The sequence below is a fragment of the Nevskia soli DSM 19509 genome, from assembly GCF_000711955.1.
Taxonomy (GTDB): domain Bacteria; phylum Pseudomonadota; class Gammaproteobacteria; order Nevskiales; family Nevskiaceae; genus Nevskia; species Nevskia soli.
Map to the genome: position 1 here is coordinate 79,593 of NZ_JONR01000017.1, position 14,407 is coordinate 93,999.

The window sequence follows — 14,407 nt, forward strand, 5'->3', positions numbered from 1 at the left end:
TATACGGCTCGTGCGGCAATTCGAAATTCGAGGCTGTTTGTGGAGCCCACGCGCAGTACTCAACTATGGAGTTCGTAGCGGTGTACTGGCTTCGAAGCAGCTTGTATACGCACTTGGTCGAGTGTTGAGTTGAGCAGCGACAATTCTCTTGAATCCACCATTTCGGCTTGCTGGGAAGTCCTGGTGCTCAATCCAGCTTCGGCCGAAGCACACTTCAATCTCGGAAATGCATATCTGAAGAAGGGTGATTGGGTTGCTAGCGTCGTAGCATTCCGTGCTGCTGCCGCAATCGATCCGAGCAAAGCAAGCTTTGTCGGGAATCTTGGATTGGCATTACACAAATCCGGTAACACTGCCGCTGCGCGCGATGCTTATTCGAAGGCACTGCGGATTGATCCAGCCACGCCAAACGTTTACAACAATCTGGGCCATCTTCTGCGCGAGACAGGCGACGTTGACGGCGCGATCTCTGCTTTTCGGCAAGCAATCCAATTGCACCCAGGTTACGGAAACGCCCATATGAACCTGGCGCTTACGATGCTGAGGGAAGGAAATTTAGCGGAGGGATTGAAGGAGTACGAATGGCGATGGGAAAGCGCGGGCTTTGAGAAGAGAAAATGGAATATACCCATTTGGCGCGGCGAGTCCTTAGCTGGAAAGAGGCTGATCATCCAGTGCGAACAAGGTTTGGGAGATACTATTCAGTTTATAAGGTTTTTCTCAAACATTGCTGATCGTGCCGACGTGCTCGTCGATGTGCCATCCCCGCTAATAAGCTTGATGCGCTCAACCCTAGGTGTAGACGCCATTCTCCAGAATGAAGCTCTTGCGGCGGGGTTCGACTTTCAAGTGGGGCTTCTCAGTCTTCCATTGATTCTCGGCATTGACGTACCTGGTATCCCTGGCACGACTCCATATCTCAAGGTGCCTCAGAAGCAGGTTGCGCAATGGAGCGGCTACTTGGAACCACGCCGAGAATTGCGCGTTGGACTCGTCTGGTCAGGCGGTGAGCAGTTCGTGGAGAACGCACGTCGTTCCATTCCTCTGGAAGAGTTTCAGGCGATCATAAATATCCATGGCGTTAAGTTCTACAGCTTGCAACTCGGCTCGGCTCAAAGCCAATTGGCAAGGATCGGCTGGGCTGACCAGGTTCATGACCTAAGTCCAAGGCTAAAGGACTTCTCCGACACGGCCGCTATTTTGCAGAAGCTTGACCTGTTGATCTCGGTTGACACCTCTGTGGCCCATCTGGCGGGGGCGCTAGCGTGTCCTGTGTGGCTTTTGATTGGCTGTCACGCAGATTGGCGTTGGTTTCTTCATAGGACGGACTCGCCGTGGTACCCAACGATGAGGCTATTTCGCCAATCGCAATTCGGCGTATGGGCCGACGTAATGTGCGAATTGGTGGAGGCGCTAAGTCGCCTAAAGTCAGATCAGATCGTGGGCGGTGAGTGAATTCTTAGATTTAGGACGCCATCTTGTCGCCCACCTTGCTCGGGCACCGCCTCAGGCGACCTAGGCGTTGCCCACATTTCAGCATTTGACGACCGACGGATGCAATACTTTTTGATCTGGGATGCAGACGTATAAACAGCTCCGAATTCTTTTCGTAAATTCGGTCGGAACGGGTCGTTGGGATCTCTAATTTACGTTCAATTTACTGGCCTTCCTGCCGGTTTTTCCGACAGACTTTAGGGCGAATTGCGCATTTATATTTTGCGCGGTAAATCAAACAGTTACATTGACGCACTCTGACAGACTCTATTGTTTCTAATCAGCCATTGATTCAGGCGGTCTGGGCGCCTGGGGCCGAACGGAAACGCGGCAGTGCGGGGTGGCTGTCGGCGTCACGGCTGTAGCGCAGGGCGTTGAGCTTGGCCTGTGCCGGGTGGCTGCTGGACAGCTTCAGCCTGGCGTCGACGATGGAGTCCCACGCAATCAGGCCGACCAGCGCAAACACCGAAATCGCGGTGCTCGAGAGGATGACGATCTCGAGAGAAGTGGCGAACTGATCCATGTGGCTCTCCGGTAGCTAAGTAGCTGATGGAGCAAACTATACGGGTGGTGTTGCGCTGCAACAATTGATCTATTTTCCCCCGATACCTTAGAAAAACTAAATTATCTGGGCGGGAGGCAAGCCCTTGGATCTGCTCGCGAATCGGCCGGCCGTTCCATGAAGTGCGGTCTGTGCATCATGGAACGGCCCGGCTGAAAGCTCAGCCTTTACGGCCCTGCTTGTCCAGCGCTGCAAAGGCCTCGTCCGACAGGTGAATGCCGGCGCCGGCGACGTTTTCGATCAGGTGGTCGACATTGGCCGTGCCGGGGATCGGCAGGATCACCTTCGAGCGCTTCAGCATCCAGGCCAGGGCCACCTGGCCCGGGGTCGCCTTGAGCTGCCTGGCGGTTTCGGTCAGGGCCGAGCCGGGGCGCGTGAGGTTGCCGGCGGCCAGCGGGGCCCAGGGGATGAAGCCGATGTTGTGCTTTTCGCAATACTCCAGCACGGCTTCGCTCTTGCGGTCGACGAGGTTGTACTGGTTCTGCACCGTGACGACGGGGAAATGCTTCTGCGCGGCGACGATGTCGTCGACGCCGACCTCGCTCAGGCCGACGTGGCGGATCAGGCCTTCCTTGCGCATCGCGGCGATGACGCCGAACTGCTCTTCGCGCGGCACCGCGCCGTCGATGCGGTGCAGCTGCCACAGGTCGATGCGTTCGACGCCGAGGCGGCGCAGGCTCATCAGCACGCACTGGCGCAGGTATTCGGGGCGGCCCAGCGGCCGCCAGATGTCCGGGCCGTGCCGGGTGAGGCCGCCCTTGGTGGCGATGAGCAGGTTCTTGTAGGGATGCAGCGTTTCGCGGATCAGGTCTTCGCTGACGTAGGGGCCGTAGCTGTCGGCGGTGTCGATCAGGTTGATGCCGAGTTCCGGCACGCGCTTGAGGGTTTCGCGCGCGGCCTTGGGATCCGCGGGTTCGCCCCAGATGCCCTTGCCGGTGATGCGCATGGCGCCGAAGCCGAGGCGGTTGACGGTGATGTCGCCGATCTTGAACTGTCCGGATGCCGCTGCCGAGGGGTATGCTGACATGGGAATCTCCAATGCAATCGTGGGGGCTTCAGGCGTGCAACGCGCCGGGTGGAGGCGCCATACCTGAATCTGGTCAATGGACCGGCTGGCCGGGGGTTCGTTCCCGGGAATTCGCGGCGATCAAATTGGCGTCAACAGGCCCTAGTACCCGCCCAGCACTCCGGACATTTCGGCGGCGGTGAGGCGCAGGGTGTCGAGCAGCGGGCCGCGCAGGGTGTCGAGGTCGACGCGGCTGGCCTGCGTGCTCAGGTTCATCGCCGCCACCACCTTGCCGCCCGCGCCGAATACCGGCACGGCCAGGGAGCGCAGGCCGAGTTCCAGTTCCTGGTCGGAGATGGCGTAGCCCTGTTCGCGCGCGGTTTGCAGGATCGCCGCCAGCGCGGCGCGGTCGACCGTGGTGTGGGCGGTGTAGGGCTCCAGCTTCATCGCGGCGAGGCGCCGCTCGAGTTCGGCAGGGGGCAGGGCGGCGAGCAGCACGCGGCCCATCGAGGTGCAGAAGGCCGGCAGGCGCGAGCCCACCGACAGGTCCACCGACATGATGCGCCGCGTCGCCGAGCGCGCCACGTAGACGATCTCGTCGCCTTCCAGCACCGACAGCGAGCAGGACTCGTTGCTGCGCTCGCTGACCCGCTCGAGGAAGGGCTGCGCCAGGCGCGGCAGCGGCGTGCTCGACAGGTAGGAGTAGCCCAGCAGCAGGATCTTCGGCGTCAGCGAGAAGAAACGGCCGTTGCTTTCGGCATAGCCCAGTTCCACCAGGGTATGCAGGCAGCGGCGCACGGTGGCGCGCGGGAGCTTGGTCGCCTTGGCCACGTCGGACAGCGTGGGGTGCAAGCGCTCCGGCCCGAAGGCGCGGATCACGGCGAGGCCGCGCGCCAGCGCGGTGACGAACAGCTGGGGATCGTTGTCCGCGCCTTCCATGGCTTCCTGTTTCGAGGTGGGCATCCGTAGCCGTTCTTGTTGTTCGCTTACCGAACAAATCTTCCACATCGGCCTTGTCTTGACAAGTTTGTTCGATAACCGCTATTTTGTTCGAAATAATTATAAATGTTCACTAGACGAACAAATTTCAAAGGACTCATGCATGGCCACCCTGTTGTCGCTTGCCGAAGCCGTCGCCCTGCATGTGCATGATGGCGATGTCGTGGCCCTGGAAGGCTTCACCCACCTGATCCCTTTCGCCGCGGGCCACGAGCTGATCCGCCAGCGGCGCAAGCATCTGACCCTGGTGCGGATGACGCCGGACCTGATCTACGACCAGCTGATCGGCATGGGCGCCGCCGACCGCCTGGTCTTTTCCTGGGGCGGCAATCCCGGCGTCGGCTCGCTGCATCGCCTGCGCGATGCGGTGGAGAACGGCTGGCCGCAGCCGCTGGCGATCGAGGAGCATTCGCACGCCGCCATGGCCAATGCCTACGAGGCCGGTGCGGCCAACCTGCCGTTCGCCGCGTTCCGCGGCTACATAGGCGTGGACCTGCCCAAGGTGAACCCGCGCATCCGCACGGTGGAATGCCCGTTCACCGGCGAGAAGCTGGCGGCGATTCCGGCGCTGCGCCCGGACGTGGCCATCATCCATGCGCAGCGCGCCGATCGTGCCGGCAACGTGCTGCTGGAAGGCATCGTCGGCGTGCAGAAGCAGGCGGTGCTGGCGGCGAAGCGCTCCATCGTCACGGTGGAGGAAGTGGTCGACCGGCTCGATGCGCCCGGCTACAACGCCACCATCCTGCCGTCGTGGACGATCAGCTCCATCGCTGTGGTGCCGGGCGGCGCCTATCCGTCCTACGCGCAGGGTTATTACCGGCGCGCCAATTCCTTCTACAAGAAGTGGGACGCGATCGCGCGCGAGCGCGAGTCCTTCCTCGCCTGGATGCAGCAGAACGTGATCGAGCAAGGTCCGGAAGCCTTCCAGTCCCACGCGGCCGCGGCGCGCTGAGGTTTTCACCATGATCAACCCCCAGGCCTTCACGCCGAATGAAATCATGACCGTGGCCGCGGCGCGCGCGCTGCGCAACAGCGACGTCTGCTTCGTCGGCATCGGCGCGCCTTCGGCCGCCTGCAACCTGGCGCGCCTGACCCATGCGCCCGGCATCACCCTGATCTACGAGTCCGGCACCATCGGCACCAGGCCGCAGGTGCTGCCGCTGTCGATCGGCGACGGCGAGCTGTGCGAGACGGCGCTGACCACGGTGTCGGTGCCGGAGATGTTCCGCTACTGGCTGCAGGGCGGCCGCATCACCGTCGGCTTCCTCGGCGGCGCGCAGATCGACCGCTACGCCAATCTCAACACCACCGTGGTCGGGCCTTACGACAAGCCGAAGGTGCGCCTGCCGGGCGGCGGCGGCGCGCCGGAGATCGCTTCCAGCTGCGGCGAGGTCTTCATCACCATGACCATGTCTTCGCGCACTTTCGTCGAGCGCCTGCCTTTCATCACCTCGTTCGGCCACGGCGCAGGCGGCGCCAGCCGCGAGGCGCTGGGCCTGAGCACCAAGGGGCCGACCCGGGTGATGACCGACCTCTGCGTGCTGGAGCCGGCGGCGGACACCAGGGAGCTGACCGTGGTCTCGCTGCATCCGGGCATCACGCGTGAAGCGGTGCAGGCGCAGTGCGGCTGGCCTTTGCGCTTCGCCGACGAACTGATCGAGACCACACCGCCTACGGCCGAAGAGCTGCGCGTGCTGCGCGAACTGCAGGACCGCACCGACCGTGCCCACCGCGAGGAGGCGTAAATGAACGAAGCCTATGTCTGCGATTTCGTACGCACGCCCATCGGTCGTTATGAAGGCGCGCTGTCGAAAATCCGCGCCGACGATCTGGCGGCGGTGCCGCTGCGCGAACTGGTGTCGCGCCATCCCGGCATCGCCGAAGCCATCGACGAGGTGTTCCTCGGCTGCGCCAACCAGGCCGGCGAGGACAACCGCAATGTGGCGCGCATGGCGCTGCTGCTGGCCGGGCTGCCGCAGCAGGTGCCGGGCGTGACGCTGAACCGTCTTTGCGCCTCCGGGCTGGATGCGGTGGCGGCGGCGGCGCGAGCCCTGCGCAGCGGCGAGATCGAGCTGGCCCTGGCCGGCGGCGTGGAGTCGATGACGCGCGCGCCGCTGGTGATGGCCAAGGCCGAGCGCGCTTTCCAGCGCACGGTGGATATCTTCGATACCACCATCGGCTGGCGCTTCGTCAACGCGCAGATGAAGGCGCTGTACGGCGTCGACTCGATGCCGGAGACCGGCGAGAATGTGGCGCAGGACTACGGCATCAGCCGCGAGGACCAGGATGCCTTCGCCCTGCGCTCGCAGCAGCGCGCCCGCGACGCCGCCGAGGCCGGCGTCTTCGCCCGGCAGATCGTGCCGGTGGTGGTGCCCGCGGACAAGGGCCGCACCCAGCAGCTGGTCGGTCGCGACGAACAGCCGCGCTCCGAGACCACGCTGGAAGCCCTGTCCAAGCTCAAGCCGGTGGTGCGCGCGGGCGGCACCGTCACCGCCGGCAATGCCTCGTCCATCAACGACGGCGCCGCCGCCCTGCTGCTGGCTTCACCGCGCGCGGTCGAGCGCTACGGCCTGACGCCGCGCGCCCGCGTGCTGGGCTTCGCCTCCGCCGGCGTTGCGCCGCGGGTGATGGGCGTGGGGCCGATCCCGGCGGTGGGCAAGCTGCTGCAGCGCCTGAACATGAAGATCGCCCAGTTCGACGTGGTCGAGTTGAACGAGGCCTTCGCCTCGCAGGCGCTGGCCTCGCTGCGCGGCCTGGGCCTGCCGGACGATGCGGAACACGTCAATCCGAACGGCGGCGCCATCGCCCTGGGGCATCCGCTCGGCATGTCCGGTGCACGCATCGCCGGGGCGGTGGTGCACGAGCTGGCGCGCCGTAACGGCCGGTACGGCCTGGCTACGATGTGCGTGGGTGTAGGGCAGGGCGCCGCGCTGGCGCTGGAGCGGCTGTAGGTTCTTCGCCGCTGCGGCGGCAACGCGGTTGTTGATCGCCCATCACCATGGGCCAGGAGCAAAGATGAATCAGTCCTACGACATTCCCCTGACGGCCTGTGCCCGTCCGCGCGATCCGGTGGCTTACCGGGTGGCCCGCGGCGCGGTGCGCCAGGCCCTGGTCGTGTCCAGCGCGGCGGTGTGCATGGCCGCTTCGGCGGTGTACCTGGTGCCGCTGGCGGTCGCCGGCACCTATGCGAAGCTGTCGCGTCGCCCGAGCAAGGCACGGTCGCGCCGGGGCGTGGCGCGCATCTGAGCGGAGCGCCTCGCGGCGCCGCAGCGCGCCGCGGTGTTACTTCGCCGCGGCGGGCGCTACGGTCGGTGTATCGCCGTTCTGTTCCGGCGGTGCATCCTCCGGCAGCTTGAGCTGCGCCGGATCCCAGCCGCCGCCGAGCGCCTGGTACAGCGCCACCAGGCTGTCGAGGCGCGCGTGGTAGCTGTGCAGTGCGGCGAGTTCCGCGGTCAGGGCCTGATCCTGTGCCGCGATCAATTCCAGCCGGCTCAGGCGTCCGGCGGCCAGCGACCGGTCCAGCCGCTGCAACTGCGCCTGCTGCATGCCTTGCGCGTCGGACCAGCGGGTTCCGTCATTGGTCGCCAGCTGGTAGCTCAACAGTGACTTCTCGACGTCGGCGAGACCGGCATAGATGCTCTTGCGGTACTCGGCCAGGAGCAGGTCGTAGCGGCGCTTGCTGGCATCGGACTGGGCCTTGAGCCGGCCGGCGTCGAATATCGAATAGCTGAACGTGGGGCCGGCACCGGCAACGCTGCTGCCCTCGAACACCAGGCCGTGTACCGCCTCCGCCACGAAGCCGAACTTGGCGGTGAGCCCGACCTGCGGAAACATCTCGGCCCGCGCTACCGCGATCTCCGCATGCGCCGCGATCAGCCGCGCTTCGGCCGCGCGGATATCCGGGCGGCGCTCCAGCAGGGCCGAAGGCAGGCCTTCAGGCGGCACCGGCGCGGTCACCGTCGTGCGCAGCGGCGCCGCAGCGAGATCCAGGGATTCGGGGGTGGCGCCGAGCAGCACCGCCAGCGCATTGAGCGTTTCGCGGCGCGCGGCCCGCAATGCCTCGGTGCGGGCCGTCGCATCGCGCGCGGCCAGTTCGGCATCCATCACCGGCGCCGCGCCGAGGCGCCCGGCGGACTGGCGCAGCCGCAGCAGGCGCAGGCGTTCGGCGGCCAGCGTGCCGCGCTGCGTCGACAGTGTGATTTCCTCGTCCAGTTCGCGGATGTCGAAATAGGCGCGCGCCACTTCGCTGCGCAGCCCGATGTAAGCGCTGCCGGCATCGAACACGCTGGCCTGGTAATCCGACTTCGCCGCCATGACGGAATTGCTGACGCGGCCCCAGAAGTCGACTTCGTAGCTGGCGTCGAGCGACAGCGCGTAGAGGCTGGGATCGACGTCGAGGCGCCGGCCATTGTTGATCGACAGGGCCTGCGAGTAGACCGGGTCCGGCGGCAGACCGTTGATCGACACCGCCGGGTACAGGTGCGAGCGCGCGCCCTTGAGACCGTCGCGCGCGATCAGCAGGCGGTCGATCGCAATCTGCAGGTCGGGACTGCCGGCCATCGCCCGGTCGAGCAGCTGCCGCAGCTGCGGATCGCCGAAGCCGTCCCACCAGTTGTCGGCCGGCGCCGCGCCGGTTGCCGCCTCCGCGCTCCAGGCCTGCGGCAGGGGCAGGTCCGGCCGCTGGTAGGCCGGATTGTCGAGGCAGCCGGCCAGCAGCAGGCCGGCGAGCGCCGCCGCCAGCAGTACGCGGCATCCGCTCAAGGTTTGCTCCGTACACGCACCAGCACGCGCTGTCCGATCAGCAGATCGGCGGTGCCGAGGTCGAGCACGCATTCCACCACGCGGTCGTCCTTGGCGGCGGGACGCACTTCCGGCAGCTCATGCACCGGTCCCACCGAACGCGCCACCCGCAGCACCCGGGCGGTGTAGACCTTGCTGTTGTCGTATTCCGGCGCCACCTCGGCGGTCATGCCCGGCAGCACCTGGCCGAACAGGCGCTCGTCCAGCTCGGCGCGCACGATCAGCGGACCGTCGCCGGCAAACCATACCAGCTGGCTGCCGCTGCCCACCGCCTCGCCGGCATGCACGAAGACGCGCAGCACCTGGCCGTGCGCTGGCGCCCTCAGCTCCAGCCGCTTCAGCTTGTCCTGCACTTGCTGCAGCTGAAGTACCGCCGCCTGTGCGGCGAGTTTCGCCAGGCCCGCCTGAGTCTGCAATGCCGTGACCTTCTGCCGCGCCTGGCGCAGTTCGTCCTCCGGCTCGGCCTGTTGCGCGACCAGCGGCGCCAGCCGGGCCGCTTCTTCCTGCGCCCGTTTGAGCTGTTCGCCCAGCGCGTCGCGTTCCTGGCGGCGGCGCTGCAATTCCACTTCGGCAAGCTGCTTCTCGGTCTGCGCCTGCCGGTCGTCGAGGCGCAGCAGCAGTTCGCCGGCGGCGACGGTGTCGCCGTCCCTGATGGCGATGCTCTGCACGATGCCGTCGATGCGCGCGGCCAGGCGCTGCGTGCCGCCCTGCACGTCGACCCAGCCGGGCGCGGTGGCGACGATGTCGTTTGCGGCTGCCAAGGGGGCGGCGGCCGGTTCACTGCGTGAGCAGCCGCTGAAGGCGGCCGCCGCCGCCAGGATAGCGGCGAGCGCCAGGTTTCGGTCGAAGCGGTTCAAAGGAAGTCACCTGTGGAATTTGGATGCGGCTGCGCCGGCGGAGCGTGACCGGCGGCAGGGGCGGCGCCGGCGAGCAGGGGACCGGGACGCGGCGCTTCCAGCGTGTCCTCGATCACCATGCCGTCCTGCAGGCGGATGATGCGCTCGGCGTGACGGGTCAGGCGCGGGTCGTGCGTCACCGTGATCACCGTGGCGCCGTGGGTGCGGGCGATCTTCTGCAGCAGGGCGATGACGATCTCGCTGTTGGCGCTGTCCAGCGCGCTGGTCGGCTCATCGGCGAACAGGATCTGCGGCGAGCCGATCAGGGCGCGGGCGATGGCGACGCGCTGCTTCTCGCCGCCGGAGAGCTGCGCCGGACGCAGGTTCATGCGTGTGCCCAGGCCCACTTCTTCCAGCGCAATCACCGCGCGCTGGCGCGCCTGCGTCTTGTGCACGCCACCGAAGTCCAGCGGCAATGCCACCTGCTCGATCGCGGTCAGCGCCGGGAACAGGTTGAAGTTCTGGAAGACGTAGCCGCAATGCCGGAAGCGGAAGCGCTCCAGTTCGCGCGCGCCCAGGTTCCACAGCGGCGTATCGAGTACCCGCACCGCGCCCGACTCGGGGCGCAGCAGGCCGCTCAGGATCGCCAGCAGGGTCGACTTGCCGGAGCCGGAAGCGCCCATCATCAGGGTCAGCTCGCCCGGCCAGAACTGCAGCGAGAGTTGATGCAATACCGGCGTACGCGCTGCGCCCTTGCCGTAGCCGTGGACCAGGCCGGTGGCGCTGATGCTGGCTGTCGAGGGATCGCGGCTCATCGCAGCAACTCCGCCGGCTGCAGCCGGTACAGCTCGCGCAGCGCCAGCAGGCCGGAGATCACCGCGGTGATCAGGCCGATCAGCACCGCCGCCAGCACCGCCCACCAGGTCAGCACCAGCGGCACGTACAAGGCCTGCGCCAGCGCGTTGGCCAGCACCGATACCAACACCGTGAGCAGGGCGCCGAGCGCGCCGATCCACAGCGACTGCTCCAGCACCACCGCGCTGAGCTTCGCCGCCGGCACGCCGATGGCGCGGAAGGTGGCGTACTCGCGCAAGGTCGACAGGATCACCCCGCGCAGGGTCTGGCTGGTGATGACAGTGCCGATGATCAGGCCGAGCAGGGAGGAGAACAGGAAGCCGGCGCCGACGCCGGACTCGGTCAGCCACCAGCGCTGAGAGTTGTAGGAAAACTCGCGGTCGGTCCAGATGCGGTAGGCGGGGCGGTGCAGCAGCGCCTGCAGATCGTCGCGCACCGCTTCCGGCGCGTCGCTGCGGGCCTTGGCCAGCACGAAGGTGGTCAGGTCCTCGCCGGTGGCCGGGGGTTCGGACAGGTAGCGCGCGGTCTGCGACGAAGCGAAAACATAGGTGTTGCCGATGCTGCGCAGGCCCTCGCTCAGGCCGACCACGCGCACGCGGTGGCCGTTCACCTCGCCCAGGCGGCCGACCCCGGTATGCAGCTTGTCGGCTTCGCCGCGGTCGATCACCACCGCCGAGGGCTCGGCCAGCTTCGCGCACAGTGCCGCGCGCATCGGCTGCGGGCAGGCCAGCGCGTCGGCGGCGGGTGTCAGGCCGACCAGGGTTACGGCGACCCGGGTGTCGTCGCCGGAGCGCCAGTCGGCGTCGTGGACCAGCAGGGTCTCGCTGCGCGCCACCGCCGGATGCAGACGCAGCAGCGCGCCAAGGTTGGCTGGGATGTCGCGCGACTGGTCGAAGCTTTCCGTCTCCGGCGAAGTGACCCAGAGATTGGCGTCGGAGCGGTCCACCAGCACGGTCACCGTGCCGAACATGCCGAGCAGCAGACCCAGTTGCACCAGCATCAGCACACCGGCAAAAGCGACCGAGAGCAGCCCGGGCAGGAAACGCCGCCATTCATGGAGCAGGGTGGCGCGGGCTAGGGACATTAAGAGCTTATCCGTGAATAAATCGCGCCTGCGTTGCTGCCCAAAATCGCGTCAGGCAAGGCGGAGAGCTGAGCCATGGTGATTCCATGGCTCAGCCCGACAACGCGGCCTGGCGCGATTTTGGGCGCAACCCTTCGGGACGGGGCCATTTTTGCGCATTGCTGCGCCGGCCAGAGCTTGCATGGAATGACCATGCGGCGCTCTGTCCGACTTGCACTGCGCAAAAATGACCGCCGTCGCAGCCGCGATTTATTCACGGATAAGCTCTTCGAGGGGGATTAAAGCGCGATTATGAAGCGTTAAGCGGCGGCCGGGCCAGCGGGAATTTTTTCCCTGGATGGCTTGGTCGGACGATTACGCGAAACAAGGCGCGAGCTACAAAATTTGTAGCGGCCTCCGCAATATGAGGCAAGCACCTATTGGGACCCCCCGTAAAAAACATCATTATTTTAGATAACCTATTGTTTAAAAAAGATTAAAAACTATGGCACCGTCCTTGCTCCTATTAACGTTCGTTAGCTTATTAACCTGATCCGAACCGGCCTTCACAAGCCGGGAAAATTCAATCAAAAGCCTCTTCTAATGCCTGACTCCAAGATGTCGTTTGTGCCACCGGCGCCGGCCAACGATTGGCTGGTCATTTGCGATTTCGACGGCACCATTGCGCATGTCGATGTCACCGACGGCGTGCTGAGCCGCTTCGCCCTGCCGCAGTGGGAAGCCATCGAAGCCGACTGGAAGGCCGGCCAGATCGGCTCGCGCGAGTGCATGGCGCGCCAGGTCGACCTGGTGCGCGCGCCGCGCGAAGCGCTCGATGCCTACCTCGACACCGTCGAGATCGACCCCGACTTCCCCGCCTTCGTCGCCGACTGCCGCGCGCGCGGGCTGGAAGTGGTGGTGATCAGCGACGGCATCGATTATTCCATCCGCCGCATTCTCGCCCGCCACGGCGTCGACGATCTGCCCCTGGCCAGCAACCGTCTCAAGCTGCTCGGCGGCGACCGCTACAGCCTGGAGTTTCCCGAAGCCAACACCAAGTGCAGCGCCGGCAGCGGCACCTGCAAGTGCCAGGTCAGCGGCCGCCGCGCCAGCGGCCGTTCGCGCCTGTTGATCGGCGATGGCAGTTCGGATTTCTGCCTGGCCGCCGAAGCCGACATGGTCTTCGCCAAGGACAAGCTGCTGACCCGCTGCATCGAACGTAACCTGCCGCACCGCGCCTGCCCCGATTTTGCCAGCGCGCGGCAGTTGCTGCAGCGCCTGGAGCGCCGGTCGGTGCACCGCGCCCGGGGCGGCGCCGAGCTGCACCCTTCCGTTTCCCCCGTCATTTCCCTAGAGACCCTCGTCAATGGATAACGCTGTCCCGATGCGTACCGTCGCCCCTTCCGAAGTCGCTGCCTATGAAGCGGCCCTGCTGCGCGACGAAGCGCAATACTGCTCGTTCGGCGATACCGTTCATTACCTGAATCCGCCGCCGATTTTCGAGCGCTGCGAAGGCAGCTATATCTACAACGCCGCCGGCACGCCGTTCCTCGACCTGCAGATGTGGTATTCCGCGGTCAATTTCGGCTACGCCAACGAGCGCCTCAACAACGTCGTCAAGAAGCAGCTCGACACCCTGCCGCAGGTGGCAAGCCAGTACCTGCACCCGACCAAGATCCAGCTGGCGACCATGGTCGCGCAGGACGCCGAGAAGAAGTTCGGCCACAAGGGCCGCGTGCACTTCAACGTCGGCGGCTCGCAGTCGGTGGAAGACTCGCTCAAGCTGGTGCGCAATGCCAGCAACGGCAAGAGCCTGATGTTCGCCTTCGAGGGCGGCTACCACGGCCGCACCCTCGGCGCCTCGGCCATCACCTCCAGCTACCGCTACCGCCGTCGCTACGGCCATTTCGGCGACCGCGCCCAGTTCGTGCCGTTCCCTTACCACTTCCGCGGCCCCAAGGGCATGAGCAAGGAAGAGTACGGCAGCCAGTGCGTGAAGCAGTTCGAGCGCCTGTTCGAGACCGAGTACAACGGCGTGTGGGATCCGAAGGCCGGCCAGGCCGAATATGCCGCCTTCTACGTCGAGCCGATCCAGGGCACCGGCGGCTACGTCATCCCGCCGATGAATTTCTTCATCGAGCTGAAGAAGGTGCTGGACAAGTTCGGCGTCCTGATGGTGGTGGACGAAATCCAGATGGGCTTCTTCCGCACCGGCAAGCTGTGGTCGATCGAGCATTTCGGCGTCAAGCCGGACGTGATCGTGTTCGGCAAGGCGCTGACCAACGGCCTCAATCCGCTGGCCGGCATCTGGGCGCGCGAAGAGCTGATCAACCCGACCGTGTTCCCGCCCGGCTCGACCCACTCCACCTTCGCCTCCAACCCGATCGGCACCGCCGTCGGCCTGGAGACGATGAAGATGCTGGCCGAGACCGACTATGAAACCATGGTCATGGACAAGGGCGCCTACTTCCTCGACGGCCTGAAGCAGCTGCAGAAGCGCTTCCCCATCATCGGCGACGTCGACGGCCTGGGTCTGGCGCTGCGCGCCGAGATCTGCGGCCAGGACGGCTTCACCCCGGACAAGGCCATGGTCGACCGCCTCTGCGACGAGTGCATGAAGGGCGACCTGGTGGTGAACGGCAGGAAGTACGGCCTGGTGCTCGACATCGGCGGCTACTACAAGAACGTCATTACCTTCGCGCCCTCGCTGCACATCAGCAAGGAAGAGATCGACCTCGGCCTCGAGCTGCTCGGCCAGGCCCTGCACCGCGTCACCACCAGCCGCTGAGCCC

Annotated in this window: 14 protein-coding genes; 7 read left to right on the forward strand and 7 right to left on the reverse strand. The window is 65.6% G+C overall.

Annotated elements, in window-relative coordinates; all coding sequences use genetic code 11:
- Nucleotides 1–129 precede the first annotated feature (129 nt).
- Nucleotides 130–1,455, forward strand: a complete 1,326-nt coding sequence (locus BP26_RS26585; RefSeq protein ID WP_084182984.1) for a tetratricopeptide repeat protein — start codon at nucleotides 130–132, stop codon at nucleotides 1,453–1,455.
- A gap of 331 nt (nucleotides 1,456–1,786) precedes the next feature.
- Here the strand turns inward: BP26_RS26585 and BP26_RS0110200 are convergent, their stop codons facing one another.
- From BP26_RS0110200 to BP26_RS0110210, 3 genes are all read right to left on the reverse strand, one after another.
- Nucleotides 1,787–2,017: a hypothetical protein gene (locus BP26_RS0110200; protein WP_029920479.1), complete on the reverse strand. Its 231-nt coding sequence runs from the start codon at nucleotides 2,015–2,017 to the stop codon at nucleotides 1,787–1,789.
- Nucleotides 2,018–2,216: 199 nt separating this feature from the next.
- Complete coding sequence (locus BP26_RS0110205) at nucleotides 2,217–3,083, reverse strand: aldo/keto reductase (protein ID WP_029920480.1); 867 nt, start codon at nucleotides 3,081–3,083, stop codon at nucleotides 2,217–2,219.
- Nucleotides 3,084–3,224: 141 nt separating this feature from the next.
- Nucleotides 3,225–4,025, reverse strand: a complete 801-nt coding sequence (locus BP26_RS0110210; protein ID WP_036516517.1) for an IclR family transcriptional regulator — start codon at nucleotides 4,023–4,025, stop codon at nucleotides 3,225–3,227.
- A 139-nt stretch (nucleotides 4,026–4,164) separates the two neighbouring features.
- Between BP26_RS0110210 and BP26_RS0110215 the strand changes: the two genes are divergently transcribed.
- The 4 genes from BP26_RS0110215 (at nucleotide 4,165) to BP26_RS0110230 (ending at nucleotide 7,307) form a co-directional block, all read left to right on the forward strand.
- A complete protein-coding gene (locus BP26_RS0110215; RefSeq protein ID WP_029920482.1) occupies nucleotides 4,165–5,013 on the forward strand; it encodes a CoA transferase subunit A in 849 nt (282 codons plus the stop codon).
- A gap of 10 nt (nucleotides 5,014–5,023) precedes the next feature.
- Complete coding sequence (locus BP26_RS0110220; RefSeq protein WP_029920483.1) at nucleotides 5,024–5,806, forward strand: CoA-transferase subunit beta; 783 nt, start codon at nucleotides 5,024–5,026, stop codon at nucleotides 5,804–5,806.
- A complete protein-coding gene (gene pcaF / locus BP26_RS0110225; protein WP_029920484.1) occupies nucleotides 5,807–7,012 on the forward strand; it encodes a 3-oxoadipyl-CoA thiolase in 1,206 nt (401 codons plus the stop codon). It begins immediately after the preceding gene.
- A 64-nt stretch (nucleotides 7,013–7,076) separates the two neighbouring features.
- Nucleotides 7,077–7,307, forward strand: coding sequence for a hypothetical protein (locus tag BP26_RS0110230; RefSeq protein ID WP_029920485.1), 231 nt, complete (start codon nucleotides 7,077–7,079; stop codon nucleotides 7,305–7,307).
- Between the two features lie 36 nt (nucleotides 7,308–7,343).
- On the opposite strand, the gene BP26_RS0110235 is transcribed toward BP26_RS0110230, so the two are convergent.
- Genes BP26_RS0110235 through BP26_RS0110250 form a run of 4 tightly spaced genes read right to left on the reverse strand, consistent with a single transcriptional unit; the run spans nucleotide 7,344 to nucleotide 11,636 of the window.
- The gene (locus tag BP26_RS0110235) at nucleotides 7,344–8,822 is read right to left on the reverse strand and encodes an efflux transporter outer membrane subunit (protein WP_029920486.1); all 1,479 of its coding nucleotides are present in this window, start codon (nucleotides 8,820–8,822) and stop codon (nucleotides 7,344–7,346) included.
- Nucleotides 8,819–9,718 (reverse strand): HlyD family secretion protein, encoded by a 900-nt coding sequence (locus BP26_RS0110240; protein ID WP_029920487.1) that lies wholly within the window; start codon nucleotides 9,716–9,718, stop codon nucleotides 8,819–8,821. Before BP26_RS0110240 ends, BP26_RS0110235 begins: the two co-directional genes overlap by 4 nt.
- A complete protein-coding gene (locus BP26_RS0110245) occupies nucleotides 9,715–10,512 on the reverse strand; it encodes an ABC transporter ATP-binding protein (RefSeq protein ID WP_084182986.1) in 798 nt (265 codons plus the stop codon). The genes BP26_RS0110240 and BP26_RS0110245 overlap by 4 nt, the downstream gene beginning before the upstream one ends.
- Nucleotides 10,509–11,636, reverse strand: a complete 1,128-nt coding sequence (locus tag BP26_RS0110250) for an ABC transporter permease (RefSeq protein WP_029920489.1) — start codon at nucleotides 11,634–11,636, stop codon at nucleotides 10,509–10,511. The genes BP26_RS0110245 and BP26_RS0110250 overlap by 4 nt, the downstream gene beginning before the upstream one ends.
- Nucleotides 11,637–12,233: 597 nt before the next feature.
- On the opposite strand from BP26_RS0110250, the gene BP26_RS0110255 reads away from it, so the two are divergent.
- Nucleotides 12,234–12,989 carry an MtnX-like HAD-IB family phosphatase gene (locus BP26_RS0110255; RefSeq protein ID WP_169740683.1) on the forward strand — a complete coding sequence of 252 codons (756 nt, stop codon included), beginning with the start codon at nucleotides 12,234–12,236 and terminating at the stop codon, nucleotides 12,987–12,989.
- A 10-nt stretch (nucleotides 12,990–12,999) separates the two neighbouring features.
- Complete coding sequence (locus BP26_RS0110260) at nucleotides 13,000–14,403, forward strand: aspartate aminotransferase family protein (protein ID WP_029920491.1); 1,404 nt, start codon at nucleotides 13,000–13,002, stop codon at nucleotides 14,401–14,403.
- The last annotated feature ends 4 nt before the right edge of the window (nucleotides 14,404–14,407 follow it).

What these genes read in the sequence shown, in the direction of transcription:
- BP26_RS0110230 (WP_029920485.1), top strand. Translation starts at nt 7,077, where the DNA reads ATGAATCAGTCCTACGACATTCCCCTGACGGCCTGTGCCCGTCCGCGC.
- BP26_RS0110215 (WP_029920482.1), top strand. Translation starts at nt 4,165, where the DNA reads ATGGCCACCCTGTTGTCGCTTGCCGAAGCCGTCGCCCTGCATGTGCAT.
- BP26_RS0110245 (WP_084182986.1), bottom strand. Translation starts at nt 10,512, where the DNA reads ATGAGCCGCGATCCCTCGACAGCCAGCATCAGCGCCACCGGCCTGGTC.
- pcaF (WP_029920484.1), top strand. Translation starts at nt 5,807, where the DNA reads ATGAACGAAGCCTATGTCTGCGATTTCGTACGCACGCCCATCGGTCGT.
- BP26_RS0110210 (WP_036516517.1), bottom strand. Translation starts at nt 4,025, where the DNA reads ATGCCCACCTCGAAACAGGAAGCCATGGAAGGCGCGGACAACGATCCC.
- BP26_RS0110250 (WP_029920489.1), bottom strand. Translation starts at nt 11,636, where the DNA reads ATGTCCCTAGCCCGCGCCACCCTGCTCCATGAATGGCGGCGTTTCCTG.
- BP26_RS0110255 (WP_169740683.1), top strand. Translation starts at nt 12,234, where the DNA reads ATGTCGTTTGTGCCACCGGCGCCGGCCAACGATTGGCTGGTCATTTGC.
- BP26_RS0110200 (WP_029920479.1), bottom strand. Translation starts at nt 2,017, where the DNA reads ATGGATCAGTTCGCCACTTCTCTCGAGATCGTCATCCTCTCGAGCACC.
- BP26_RS0110205 (WP_029920480.1), bottom strand. Translation starts at nt 3,083, where the DNA reads ATGTCAGCATACCCCTCGGCAGCGGCATCCGGACAGTTCAAGATCGGC.
- BP26_RS0110220 (WP_029920483.1), top strand. Translation starts at nt 5,024, where the DNA reads ATGATCAACCCCCAGGCCTTCACGCCGAATGAAATCATGACCGTGGCC.
- BP26_RS0110260 (WP_029920491.1), top strand. Translation starts at nt 13,000, where the DNA reads ATGCGTACCGTCGCCCCTTCCGAAGTCGCTGCCTATGAAGCGGCCCTG.